The organism is Streptomyces lunaelactis, from assembly GCF_003054555.1.
Taxonomy (GTDB): Bacteria; Actinomycetota; Actinomycetes; order Streptomycetales; family Streptomycetaceae; genus Streptomyces; species Streptomyces lunaelactis.
The window spans coordinates 5,986,702-5,999,414 of the sequence record NZ_CP026304.1 but is presented as its reverse complement, the minus strand read 5'-3'; the positions used below and the strand labels follow the sequence as shown (position 1 = coordinate 5,999,414).

11 protein-coding genes and 1 riboswitch are annotated in these 12,713 nt (G+C 68.3%); of the genes, 3 read left to right on the top strand and 8 right to left on the bottom strand.

Annotation, left to right across the window (positions count from 1 at the left end; genetic code table 11):
• Nucleotides 1-10 precede the first annotated feature (10 nt).
• From SLUN_RS27810 to SLUN_RS27775, 8 genes are all read right to left on the bottom strand, one after another.
• Entirely contained in the window at nucleotides 11-1,360 is a 1,350-nt protein-coding gene (locus SLUN_RS27810; RefSeq protein ID WP_108152729.1) for an ABC transporter ATP-binding protein, read from the bottom strand.
• Nucleotides 1,361-1,380: 20 nt separating this feature from the next.
• Nucleotides 1,381-2,511 (bottom strand): ABC transporter ATP-binding protein, encoded by a 1,131-nt coding sequence (locus SLUN_RS27805; protein WP_108152728.1) that lies wholly within the window; start codon nucleotides 2,509-2,511, stop codon nucleotides 1,381-1,383.
• A complete protein-coding gene (locus tag SLUN_RS27800; protein ID WP_175312984.1) occupies nucleotides 2,508-3,506 on the bottom strand; it encodes an ABC transporter permease in 999 nt (332 codons plus the stop codon). The genes SLUN_RS27805 and SLUN_RS27800 overlap by 4 nt, the downstream gene beginning before the upstream one ends.
• Before the next feature lie 123 nt (nucleotides 3,507-3,629).
• Nucleotides 3,630-5,411 (bottom strand): ABC transporter substrate-binding protein, encoded by a 1,782-nt coding sequence (locus SLUN_RS27795; RefSeq protein ID WP_108152727.1) that lies wholly within the window; start codon nucleotides 5,409-5,411, stop codon nucleotides 3,630-3,632.
• Nucleotides 5,412-5,527: 116 nt separating this feature from the next.
• Nucleotides 5,528-6,526 (bottom strand): ABC transporter permease, encoded by a 999-nt coding sequence (locus SLUN_RS27790; protein ID WP_108152726.1) that lies wholly within the window; start codon nucleotides 6,524-6,526, stop codon nucleotides 5,528-5,530.
• Between the two features lie 436 nt (nucleotides 6,527-6,962).
• A complete protein-coding gene (locus SLUN_RS27785) occupies nucleotides 6,963-7,754 on the bottom strand; it encodes an enhanced serine sensitivity protein SseB C-terminal domain-containing protein (protein ID WP_108152725.1) in 792 nt (263 codons plus the stop codon).
• Between the two features lie 81 nt (nucleotides 7,755-7,835).
• Nucleotides 7,836-8,600, bottom strand: coding sequence for an enhanced serine sensitivity protein SseB (locus SLUN_RS27780; RefSeq protein WP_108152724.1), 765 nt, complete (start codon nucleotides 8,598-8,600; stop codon nucleotides 7,836-7,838).
• 132 nt (nucleotides 8,601-8,732) lie between these two features.
• Nucleotides 8,733-9,416, bottom strand: a complete 684-nt coding sequence (locus SLUN_RS27775; RefSeq protein ID WP_108152723.1) for an AAA family ATPase — start codon at nucleotides 9,414-9,416, stop codon at nucleotides 8,733-8,735.
• Nucleotides 9,417-9,566: 150 nt separating this feature from the next.
• Nucleotides 9,567-9,664, top strand: a riboswitch (glycine riboswitch).
• 149 nt (nucleotides 9,665-9,813) lie between these two features.
• On the opposite strand from SLUN_RS27775, the gene gcvT reads away from it, so the two are divergent.
• From gcvT to glyA, 3 genes are read left to right on the top strand one after another with little or no spacing between them, the layout of a single operon-like run.
• Nucleotides 9,814-10,935 carry a glycine cleavage system aminomethyltransferase GcvT gene (gene gcvT, locus SLUN_RS27770; protein WP_108152722.1) on the top strand — a complete coding sequence of 374 codons (1,122 nt, stop codon included), beginning with the start codon at nucleotides 9,814-9,816 and terminating at the stop codon, nucleotides 10,933-10,935.
• A 58-nt stretch (nucleotides 10,936-10,993) separates the two neighbouring features.
• Entirely contained in the window at nucleotides 10,994-11,371 is a 378-nt protein-coding gene (gcvH, locus tag SLUN_RS27765; RefSeq protein WP_108152721.1) for a glycine cleavage system protein GcvH, read from the top strand.
• Between the two features lie 23 nt (nucleotides 11,372-11,394).
• Nucleotides 11,395-12,657 carry a serine hydroxymethyltransferase gene (gene glyA, locus SLUN_RS27760; protein ID WP_108152720.1) on the top strand — a complete coding sequence of 421 codons (1,263 nt, stop codon included), beginning with the start codon at nucleotides 11,395-11,397 and terminating at the stop codon, nucleotides 12,655-12,657.
• Nucleotides 12,658-12,713: the final 56 nt, after the last annotated feature.

Here is a 12,713-nt window from a genome sequence, read left to right as displayed (position 1 = left end):
TGTGCCGGTTCTACTCCTTGGTGATGTCCCCCGAGGTCCGGGGAGGAGCCGACTCGCCTTCGGAGCCGGGCTCGTCGGAGCCGGACTCGTCGGAGCCGGCCGTGGTGGCCTCCGCCTCGGTGGTCGCCTCTTCGGCAGCCTCGGCCTCAGCAGCCTCGGCCTCAGCAGGCTCGGCCTCAGCAGGCTCGGCCTCGGTGGTCTCGGCCTCGGCAAGGACCACCGCGTCCTGCGTAACCTCACCCTTCGTCAGCGGCGCCGCCGCCTCCGCCTCCGCCGACTTCGGGGTCGCCGACACGATCTCGATCGCCTCCCGCGCCGACAACAGCACCACGTCGTCCGGTGCCTGGTCCTCCGCGTTCTCCGGGTGGTGGCAGGCCACCTGGTGGCCCGTCTTCAGTGCCAGCAGCGGCGGTTCCTGCGTCTTGCAGATCTCCGTGGCCTTCCAGCACCGGGTGTGGAACCGGCAGCCGCTCGGCGGGGAGATCGGCGACGGGACGTCGCCCTTGAGCAGGATGCGGTCGCTCTTGGCGCCCCTCCGCCGGGGGTCCGGCACCGGCACCGCGGAGAGCAGCGCCTTGGTGTACGGGTGCATCGGCGCCTCGTACAGCGACTTGCGGTCGGTCAGCTCGACGATCTTGCCGAGGTACATCACCGCGATACGGTCCGAGACGTGCCGGATGACCGACAGGTCGTGGGCGATGATCACGTACGTGAGGCCCAGCTCGTCCTGGAGGTCGTCCAGCAGGTTCACGACCTGCGCCTGGATGGACACGTCCAGCGCCGAGACGGGCTCGTCCGCCACGACCAGCTTCGGCTTCAGCGCGAGAGCGCGCGCGATGCCGATGCGCTGGCGCTGGCCGCCGGAGAACTCGTGCGGGTAGCGGTTGTAGTGCTCGGGGTTGAGACCGACCAGGCCCAGCAGCCGCTGGACCTCCTTCTTGATCCCGCCCTCGGGCGTGACGCCCTGCAGCTTGAACGGCGCGCTGACGATCGAACCGACCGTGTGACGCGGGTTCAGCGAGCCGTACGGGTCCTGGAAGATCATCTGGACGTCCCGGCGCATCGGGCGCATGCCCGCGACACCGAGGTGTGTGATGTCCTTGCCCTCGAACTCGATCTTGCCGCCGGTCGGTTCGAGCAGCCGGGTGATGAGCCGGCCCATCGTCGACTTGCCGCAGCCGGACTCACCCACGATGCCGAGCGTCTCGCCGGGACGTACGTCGAAGCTGATGCCGTCGACCGCCTGGACGGCACCGGCCTGCCGGCGCAGCAGCCCTTTCGTGATCGGGAAGTGCTTCACCAGTCCGGTGACCTTGAGCAGCGGCTCGGGCGAGGAGGTGGCCTGCTCCGGGATCGTCATCTCGGAATCCTTTGTCTCGCTCACAGCTTCGGCGCAATCTCTTCGGTCCAGATCCGCGTGCGGTCCTCCTGCGACATGTGGCAGGCCGAGTGGTGCCGGCTGCCCACCTCCCGCAGGTCTGGGCGCTCGGTGCGGGTGATCCCGCCCTTGGGCACATCGGCGTACGGGCAACGCGGGTGGAAGGCACAGCCGCTGGGGATGTTGATCAGGCTGGGCGGGGAGCCCTTGACCGGGATGAGGCGCTCGGTCTGGTCACGGTCGATGCGCGGCATCGAGCCCAGCAGGCCCCAGGTGTAGGGGTGCTGCGGCTCGTAGAAGACCTTCTCGGCCGGACCGCGCTCGACGCAGCGGCCGCCGTACATCACCAGGATGTCGTCGGCCAGCTCGGCGACGACGCCCAGGTCGTGGGTGATGATGATGACCGCGGAGCCGAACTCCTTCTGCAGATCCCGGATCAGGTCGAGGATCTGCGCCTGGACGGTGACGTCCAGCGCAGTGGTCGGCTCGTCCGCGATGAGCAGCTCGGGGTTGTTGACCAGCGCCATCGCGATCATCGCGCGCTGGCGCATTCCGCCGGAGAACTCGTGCGGGTAGCTGTCCACCCGCTTCTGGGGCTCCGGGATGCCCACCCGGTCCAGCAGCTCGACGGCCCGCTTCACGGCGGTCTTCTTGTCCACCTTGTTGTGGACCTGGTACGCCTCGCTGATCTGCTTGCCGATGGTGAAGTACGGATGCATCGCGGACAGCGGATCCTGGAAGATCATCGCCATGTCGCGGCCGCGCAGCCGGCGTACCTCGTCCGGGTCGGCTGTCAGCAGTTCCTTGCCGTTCAGCCAGATCTCACCGGAGAGGTGGGCCTTCTGCCGGCCGTACTGGCCGACGCGGTGCAGGCCCATGATGCCGAGCGAGGTCACCGACTTGCCCGAGCCCGACTCGCCCACGATGCCGAGGGTCTTGCCTTTCTCCAGCGTGAAGGAGAGTCCGTCGACGGACTTCACCAGGCCGTCGTCCGTGGGGAAGTGCACCTGGAGGTCGCGTACTTCGAGGAAGGCGGTGGAGGGGCCCGAGCCCGCGGAGACAGGCTCGCCGACGGCGCCGGTCTTCGTCAGGGGGGATCCGGGGGTCTCGCCCGGGATAGGCACCGCGGTCATGAGAGCCTCACTCGGGGGTCGATCACTGCGTACATGAGGTCCACGACGAGATTGGCGAGGACGACGAAGAAGGCCGCGATGAGGGTGACTCCGAGGATCACCGGAAGATCGTGGTCACTGATCGCTCTCACCGCGTTGTAGCCGAGGCCGTGCAGGGAGAAGGTGTACTCGGTCAGGACCGCGCCGCCCACCAGGGCTCCGAGGTCCAGTCCGAGGACGGTGAGAATCGGGGTCATGGTCGACCGCATCGCGTGCTTGCCGATCACCACGGGTTCCGTCAGGCCCTTGGCACGGGCCGTACGGATGTAGTCCTCGTTGAGGACCTCCAGCATGGTGGCCCGGGTGAGCCGGGCGTACATCGCGGCGTACAGGAAGGCCAGGCTGACCCATGGCAGGACCATGCCGTTGAACCACGCCGCCGGATCGTCGCCGAACGAAGCGTCCGGCCGGCCGAACCAGCCCAGCTGGTCGGAGAAGAGCGCCAGGGCGAGCATGCCGGTGAAGTAGATCGGCAGTGAGACACCGCTGAGGGCGATGCCCATCACCGAACGGTCGAGCGGGGTACCGCGCTTGAGGGCCGAGATGATGCCGGCGGAGATACCACCGACCACCCACAGCACCACGGCGCCGGCGGCGAGCGAGAGGGTGACCGGCAGCCACTCGAGCAGCAGCGGCCAGACCTCCTGCTCGGTCTTGAACGAGTACCCGAAGCAGGGCGCGGCGCATTGCGTGACGTCGAGACCGTTGGAGTACGTACGCCCGGCCACCAGTCCGACCACGAACTTGCCGAACTGGACCAGGATCGGGTCGTCCAGGCCCATCTTCTGCCGGATGCCCTCGATGGCGGCGGGGTCGGACTGCTTGCCGACGAAGTACAGCGCCGGGTCCGTCCCGATCATCTTGGGAAAGAGGAAGAAGATTCCGAAGGTCACCAGAGTGATGACCATCAGCATGACGACGACGGCGAAGATTCGCCTGATGAGATATGCAAGCACTGCGCTTGGCCCGACGGTGGCCCGGGGCCCCTCTTATGGAGAGGGCTCCGGGCCACCGCTCGCGGCCATCACCTGCCCTTCGTGCCTAGCGGGTGTGGCACTGGAACGTGAATTGACTGGGTTTTACTTGACGACGCCGAGCGAGGCGTAGTCGTAGCGGCCGTTGTAGGCGTCGGCCGTGTAGGCGTTGGTCAGTCGGCTGCTGCGCCACGTGATCGTCTTGTCGTAGACGAAGGGCAGGTAGACAGCGGCCTCGGAGACCTTCTGGTTCATCTGCTTGTAGATCTCGCCGGCCTTGGCCGGGTCGGTCTCGGCGATGGCGTCGTCGAAGAGCTTGTTGACCGCGGGGTCGTTGAGCTCGGAGAAGTTGTTGTTACCGCTCTGCAGGATGAACCGGCCGTCGACCAGCGGCTGCGAGAAGCCCTGGCCGGTCGGGAAGTCCGCGCCCCAGCCCATGATGATGATGCCGTAGCCCTTGTCCTTGACGACCTTCGGCGAACCGATGATGCCGGACGTCTGGGCGCCGTCGAACTGGTCGACCTGAGCGTCGATGCCGACCTGCTTCAGCGCGTTCTGCAGCGAGACGGCCGTGGCGACCTCGACCGGCTTGTTGTTACGCACCGCGATGGTGGTCTTGAAGCCGTTCGGCTGGCCACAGGCCTTCAGCGCGGCCTTGGCCTTGGTCAGATCCGGCTTGCTGTCGTTCTTGAGGACCTCGTACGGGTCGTACGTGGGGTCCGCACCCTTGATGCCCGCGGGGAGCATGTTCGGGGCGACGTCGCCACCAGCCTGCGGGCCGCCACGGGCGGTCTGCAGCGACTTCTTGTCGGCGGCGTAGATGACTGCCTTGCGGCACTCGATGTTGTCGAACGGCTTGACCGTCTGCGGGAAGACCGCGTAGCGGATGAAGCCGGTCTGGCCGTTGTCCAGGTTGCCCTTGTGCTCGCGCAGGGCCGTGGTACGAGCGGCCTGACCGATGCCCGTGGCGTTGATGTCGACGTCGAAGTCACCCTTGAGCAGGCGCTTGTCCATGTCGTCCGCGTTGGCCATGAAGGTGACCGTGATCTTGTCCGGAAGCGCCTTGCGGATGGTGTCCGTGGCGGGCTTCCAGTTGGTGTTGCGCGACAGCGTCATCGACTTGTTCGGCGCGTACGAGTCGATCTTGTACGGGCCGTTGGAGAAGGGCTTCAGGCCGTACTTGGCGGCGGTGTCCTTCTCCTTCTTGACCGGAGAGGCCGCCGGCATGGCGAGCATCTGCTCGAAGTCACCGTTCGGCTTCGGGAGCTTGAAGATGATGGTCTTCGCGTCCGGCGTCTCGATGGCCTTCAGGCCGAGCTTGTCCGGCGTGGTGTCCTTGTAGGGACCCTTGTACTCGGTCTTCGGGTCGAGGACCTGGCTCAGGTAGACCGGGCCGCCGGAGATGACGTCCTGGGCCCAGGTGCGCTCGATGCCGTACTTGATGTCCTGCGAGGTGACGGGCGAGCCGTCCTCCCACGTGACACCGTCCTTGAGGGTGTACTTGTAGGTCTTGCCGCCGTCCGAGATCTCGGCGTTCGCGGTCGCGAGGTCCGGCACGAGCTCGGTGCTGGCCTGACCCGCCTCCGGCTTGAAGCTGACGAGCTGGCGGGTGTAGTAGCGGGCGAAGTCCCACATGAAGCCGTAGTAACCGCGCTGCGGGTCCCACGAGTCGGCGTCCTGCGTGCCGACGAACTTCAGCGTGCCGCCCTTTTTGTCGGAGGCGTTGGCGACCTTGTTGATGCCGGCGTTGAAGCCGGGGGCCTTGCCTGCGCCGTCCTCCTTGTCGTCCTTGCCGTTGCCGCCACATGCGGTGGTGGTCAGCAGGGCCGCGAGCACGACAGCCGTGCCTGCGGCAAGCCTGCGCTTCGACGTGCGATGGGTTGTCACGATGCTCGCAACCTCCGTAGTAGTCACGGCCCTTGAGGGCCGCGGATTTTGGCTGTCGCTCCTGACTGACGGCAGGGGCTGGGTGTCCGCAGGGACGGTGTGGGGGTCTTGGGGGATCAGCGGGACCCCTTCGGGTCGAGCGCATCTCGTACGCCGTCGCCGAAGAGATTGAAGGCCAGCACGGTGATGAAGATCGCCAGACCGGGGATGATCATGAACAGCGGATCGTCCTCGTAGGTGCGCACCGCTGTCTGGAGCGTCTCGCCCCAGGACGGTGTGGGCGGCTTGACACCGACTCCCAGGAAGCTCAGAGCGGCTTCGGTCAGGATGTTGGTGGGGATCATCAGGGTCGCGTAGACGGTGATCGGGGCCACCAGGTTCGGCATGAGCTCCCGGAAGAGGATGTACGTCCGGCCCGCGCCGAGGCTGCGCGCGGCTTCCACGTACTCCCGCTCTCGCAGGGAGAGCGTCTGGCCGCGCACGATGCGCCCGATGTACGGCCAGCCGAAGAAGCCGATCACCAGGACGAGGATCGCGATCCGCAGGCCCGAACCGGAGAAGCCGAAGAGCTCGTTCGGGGTGACCGAGATCAGGGCGATGATGAAGAGGAGCTGCGGGAACGCGAGCAGCAGGTCCATGACCCGACTGATCGCCGCGTCGATCCAGCCGCCGAAGTAGCCGGCCATGATGCCGAAAACAGTGCCCAGCGCGACCGCGACGAAGGCCGACAGGAAGGCCACGAGCAGCGAGATGCGCGCTCCGTAGACCACCCGGCTGAAGACGTCACGGCCATTGACCGGCTCAACTCCGAAGAGGAAGTCGGAGCTGATGCCGCCCCAGTCCCCGATCGGCGTGCCCAGCAGCGGGTCGATCTGGTCCTCGTGGAGTTCCTCCGGCGGGTGGCCGAGCAGGCTCACGATCAGTGGAGCGAATATCGCGACCACGATCAGGAGGAGCACCACGAAACCGCCGACAAGTGCGACCTTGTCACGCTTCAACCGAACCCAGGCGATCTTCCAGGGCGAACGCCCCTCGATGGCCTTCTGCGGGACATCGGCGGCGACATCGACGGCCGCGGTCTCGGCCGCGCTCGTGTCGTGCAGTGGTGCCGTCATCGTGGTGGGGACCCCTCTCGGCCGGTGGTGACCGACCCATGCCCGCCGCTGTAGCGGCTTCGTTCACATCAGTGGTGCAGTTGTGTGCGTGGTGCGAGGAATGCTCGAAGAAGCAGGTCGTACACAGGACCGAAGGGTCCTTGTTGCGGGAGTCTTCAACGCTGCTGTGATCACCCGCCAGCCCTCCCGGGGAATGGTTGCTCAAACGTGATGAGGGGAGGGGGATTCCGTTATACGGACGGAGCCACTGGCTGAGCGGAACGCCAAATAGCGCATAAGGGACGAAAGTTGGCAGATGCCCCGCCATGCGGACAACGGCGGCTCATGTGATTGCAAGGCTCACGGAGCCTCAAGCGCACATATTCCCGCCCCGAACGCCGGTGTATGGCATGGAAATATGACGCGTCAGGCCGTCAGTGGTGTTATTGCGGCCGACTCAGCGGCTGTGCGGCGGCGGGTAGCCGTACCCGCCGGCGGCCGGCGCTCCGCCGCCGTGGCCGTCCCGGTCGTAGAACGGACGGGCGTTGGCCCGCAGCCACATCGTCACCGGGTCGTACTCGTCGGACATCGCGACGGTGGAGACCGGCAGTCCGTCCGGAACCGCGCCGATCGACTGCTGCATCATCGCGCGCACCGTGTCGACGGACGTACGGCTGGTGTCGTACAGATCGAGCCCGATGGCGAGATACGGAGCGCCGAGCGCGGGCTGCACCCAGGCGCGCCGCAACGAGCGGACGGCGGGCGTGCGGTGGGCGTTCTGGGCGAGCAGGCCGTAGAAGTGCGGGATCTCGATGGCCGGTTCCGAGAGCCGCAGCGGGCCCGCGGGCATCCGGTCGAGGCCGGTCGCGATCCGGCGCAGGTCCAGCCACGGGATGCCGACGCCGCCGCCCGGTGCGTGCGGGTTGAGCCAGATACCCCAGCGGTCCGGGTACAGCGCGCGGGCGATGTCCCGGCCGGTGACCAATTCGTGCGCGCGGTTCCAGCCGGAGACGGCGAGCTCCTGGGCGGAGGTGACACAGGGGGCGTAGCCGACGCCGTCGACCTCCATGTTCCCGTACTGGGCGTCGGGTGACCCGGCCCGGCCGTGCCAGAGCAGCATCCAGATCTGGCCGCCCGCCGGGTCGGCGATCGCCTGCAGCAGTGCCTCGTACGCGTCGTAGCGTCCGGGAGTCACCTGGCGCAGCATGTGCTCGACCTGCCCGGCCGCCGCGGTGCCTGACGCACTCACCCTGGTTCCGCCCCTCTTCGATCTCGCCTCGGTCAGGCCATCAAACCAGCTTAATCGGCCGTTTCGTCACCGACTTGGCGACTACCCGTGCTGTCGTTCGTAGAAGGGCCGCAGGCGCTCCAGCATCCAGACGCCGACGGGGTCCTGGGCAACATCCAGCAGGACGAGATTGACCGGCCAGCCCACCTGGACCCGCCCCAGCGCACGCCCGAGCGCGTCCATCGGGGCGTTGCGCTCGGCAGCCTCCCAGGAGGAGAGCTGGACGCCGATGAAGAGGGTCGGCGGGTCGCCCTCGATGGAGGCGAGCGCACGGCGGGCGGTGACGACGACGCCGGAGGCCTCGAACTCGCCGGCCGCGGCGGCGAGGAAGTCGACCGGCTCCTCCTGCCAGTCGGGCTCGAAGAGCCGCACCCGGCCGCCGCTCGCGGGTCCGTCGAAAGGAGTACGTCCCACCCGGCACAGCTCGGCGACGGCGGGAGGCGGCAGCGGAGCGCCGACGGTGCCGCCGGGGTTGACGGCGATGCCGAGCTGCGGGGGCAGTCCGCGGGCGAATTCGCGGGCGGGCGCGACGGTGAAGGAGATATGGCTGCCGACGCAACTCAGGTACTGCTGCTCGGAGCTGAAGACGGGGACGAAGGGGGCCCCGTCGATCTCCAGGGTGGGCAGATCGAGGTCGGGGCTGTCGGGTCCGCCGCCGTTCGGGAGCGGTACCCAGATGTGGCTGCGGCCGAGCACTTCGACGAGGCGGCCTCCGGCGGAGGGGTTGCCGAGGGACGCGGCGAGGACCTCTTCGAGCTCGTTGGCCGGCCAGCCGCGGTGGGGGTGGGCCTGCTCAGGTATCTGCATGTGCGGTTTCCTTCTCCCCCTGCGTTTTCGCACGCTTTTGCGCCACCGACCCTAGCGCCGCGGGTTCCGGGTCGGAGAAGGGGCCCTGCTCGGCGGCGGGAGCGGGCGGGGCTCTGCCCCGAACCCCGCTCCTCAATGGCCGGAGGGGCTGAATTTCTCGAAGCCGACCCGGCCCAGCGTGCCCGCCGCGTCGCGGTCCAGCAGGACCGCGGACGCGCAGCCCGACGGCAGCCTGCCCGCCTCCGCGTCGCCGATCAGACGGCCCACCGCGCGCCGGTGTCTGGCGAAGGCGTACCCGGAGACACCGCGGCCCCGCTCGCGCTGGCCCTCCCGGGCGACCGCGGGCGTCACATCGAGCAGCACCAGATGCAGGCCGCTGCCACGGCGCCGCGCCTCGCGGGCCAGCCAGCGCCGCACCCACGTCTGCGTACCGCAGTCGTGGACGACGACGCTCGCGCCGGAGCGCAGCGCGCGCCGCAGCCCGGCGTAGTGGGCGATGCGGACGAGCGGGCGGTAGACGGCGTACGGCAGCAGCCGCGGCATCCGGGCGTCCCAGCGGTCCCGGGTGTCCTGCGAGTCGATCCCGAGGCCGCGTGCCGCGCGCCGGATCAGGGTGGACTTTCCGCTGCCGGGCAGGCCGGAGACGACCACCACATCACCGGCGGCGAAGACCAGGGTGCGCGGACTGCGCCCCGAGCGGTCTCTCAGGTCGCGCAGTACGGGCGCGGGCGCCCCGACCAGTCGCGGGACGGCCACGCCCGGCTGGGCGGGCCCCCCCGCGGTCGTCGCGTAGGCCTCGGACCGCTGCAACGTCATCACGCTCCCCCAATTGTCCGGTCATCCACCCTTGCCCATGAAGTGTAAAGAAATGGTAATGCGGCACAACCGTTTTGCGGTCGAGGGCCGGACAACCCACTCCGCCGCGATGCGTGCAATGATGTGCCCGCCAACTGCATACCGGCCGCTTGAATCCACGCGGGAGAGTCCTGGCCACTGTGTGTGCCGGGCGCCGAAGGAGCAAGTCCCTCCCTTGAATCTCTCAGGCCCCGTACCGCGTGTGATGAGGCAGATCTGAAAAGCGAGCCGCTGTCGAGTGGCTCCACCCAAGGTGCAAGTCACGACCATCGATACGTATGGTCGCGACGAACCTCTCAGGTTCCGATGACAGATGGGGAGGATTGTCCTCGCCAGCCATGCCCTGGGAGCCACATCTATGAGCAACCCCCGTCTGACTGCCCTCGACGCCCTGCACCGCTCGCTGGGCGCGACCATGACCGATTTCGCGGGCTGGGACATGCCGCTGCGGTACGGCAGCGAGCGCGACGAGCACAACGCGGTCCGCACCAAGGCCGGTCTCTTCGACCTCTCCCACATGGGCGAGATCACGGTCACCGGACCGCAGGCAGCCGACTTCCTGGACTTCTCGCTGGTGGGCAACATCGGCGGCGTCGCCGTCGGCCGCGCCCGCTACACCATGATCTGCCAGGAGGACGGCGGGATCCTGGACGACCTGATCGTCTACCGCCTCGGTGACACGGAGTACATGGTCGTCGCCAACGCGGGCAACGCCCAGATCGTGCTGGACGCGCTGACCGACCGCGCTGAGGGCTTCGACGCCGAGGTCCGTGACGACCGCGACGCGTACGCGCTCATCGCCGTCCAGGGCCCGGAGTCGCCCGGCATCCTGAAGTCGCTGACCGACGCCGACCTGGACGGGCTGAAGTACTACGCGGGCCTGCCCGGCACGGTCGCCGGCGTCCCGGCGCTGATCGCCCGTACGGGCTACACCGGCGAGGACGGCTTCGAGCTCTTCGTCGAGCCGCAGTACGCCGAGAAGCTCTGGCAGGCCCTGACCGAGGCCGGCGCACCCGTCGGTCTCGTCCCGGCCGGCCTCTCCTGCCGGGACACGCTGCGCCTGGAGGCGGGCATGCCGCTGTACGGGCACGAGCTGACCACCGCGCTGACCCCGTTCGACGCGGGTCTCGGCCGGGTCGTGAAGTTCGAGAAGACCACGAACGACGGGCGCTTCGTCGGCCGTGAGGCCCTGGAGGCCGCGGCCGACCGGGCCGAGTCCAGCCCGCCGCGCAAGCTCGTCGGTCTGATCGCCGAGGGCCGCCGGGTCCCCCGCGCCGGCTTCCCCGTGGTCGCCGACGGCAAGGTGATCGGCGAGGTCACCTCGGGCGCGCCCTCGCCCACCCTGGGCAAGCCGATCGCCATCGCGTACGTGGACGCGGCGCACGCCGCGCCGGGAGCCTCTGGGGTCGGTGTCGACATCCGCGGCGCCCACGAGCCGTACGAGGTCGTCGCGCTGCCGTTCTACAAGCGCCAGAAGTGATCGTCCGCACCTTCACTCCGTTCACCAGCACTCCCCCGCGTACAGGAGAATTCAGCTCATGAGCAACCCCCAGCAGCTGCGCTACAGCAAGGAGCACGAGTGGCTGTCGGCCGCCGATGACGGTGTGTCGACGGTCGGCATCACGGAGCACGCGGCCAACGCGCTCGGCGACGTGGTGTACGTCCAGCTCCCCGAGGTCGGCGACACGGTGACGGCAGGCGAGACCTGTGGCGAGCTGGAGTCGACCAAGTCGGTCAGCGACCTGTACTCGCCGGTCTCCGGCGAGGTCGTCGAGGCCAACCAGGACGTCGTGGACGACCCCTCCCTGGTGAACTCGGCCCCCTTCGAGGGCGGCTGGCTCTTCAAGGTGCGCGTCAGCGAGGAGCCGAAGGACCTGCTCTCCGCGGACGAGTACACCGAGTTCTCCGGCAACTGACCACGACCACGACAGGGATAGAGATGTCGCTTCTCAACACCCCTCTCCATGAGCTGGACCCGGATGTCGCCGCCGCCGTCGACGCCGAGCTCCACCGCCAGCAGTCCACCCTCGAGATGATCGCCTCGGAGAACTTCGCTCCGGTCGCGGTCATGGAGGCCCAGGGCTCCGTCCTCACCAACAAGTACGCCGAGGGCTACCCGGGACGCCGCTACTACGGCGGCTGCGAGCACGTCGATGTGATCGAGCAGATCGCGATCGACCGCATCAAGGAGCTCTTCGGGGCCGAGCACGCCAATGTCCAGCCGCACTCGGGTGCCCAGGCGAACGCGGCCGCGATGTTCGCGCTGCTCAAGCCGGGCGACACGATCATGGGTCTGAACCTCGCCCACGGCGGGCACCTGACCCACGGCATGAAGATCAACTTCTCCGGCAAGCTCTACAACGTGGTCGCGTACCACGTCGACGACGCCACCGGTCAGGTCGACATGGCCGAGGTCGAGCGGCTCGCCAAGGAGTCGAAGCCGAAGCTGATCGTGGCCGGCTGGTCCGCCTACCCGCGTCACCTGGACTTCGCGGCCTTCCGCCGGATCGCGGACGAGGTCGGCGCCTACCTGATGGTCGACATGGCCCACTTCGCGGGTCTCGTCGCCGCCGGACTGCACCCCAACCCAGTGCCGCATGCCCATGTCGTCACCACCACCACGCACAAGACCCTCGGCGGTCCGCGCGGCGGTGTGATCCTGTCGACCCAGGAGCTCGCCAAGAAGATCAACTCGGCGGTCTTCCCGGGCCAGCAGGGCGGTCCACTGGAGCACGTCATCGCGGCGAAGGCGGTCTCCTTCAAGATCGCGGCGACCGAGGAGTTCCAGGAGCGCCAGCAGCGCACCATCGACGGCGCCCGGATTCTCGCCGCGCGTCTCGTCCAGGACGATGTGACCGAGCACGGCGTCTCGGTGCTGTCCGGCGGTACGGATGTGCACCTGGTCCTGGTCGACCTGCGCAACTCCCAGCTGGACGGCCAGCAGGCCGAGGACCGCCTCCACGAGGTCGGCATCACGGTCAACCGCAACGCCGTCCCCAACGACCCGCGGCCGCCGATGGTCACCTCGGGTCTGCGGATCGGCACCCCGGCGCTGGCCACCCGCGGTTTCCAGGACGAGGACTTCCGTGAGGTCGCGGACATCATCGCCGAGGCGCTGAAGCCGACGTACGACACCACGGCGCTGAGCGCCCGGGTCTCCGCGCTGGCCGGGAAGTTCCCGCTCTACCCCGGCCTGAAGTAAGTCCGTACACCTTTGTACGAACCCATGGGGCACCGCGCACACTGGACAGTGCGCGC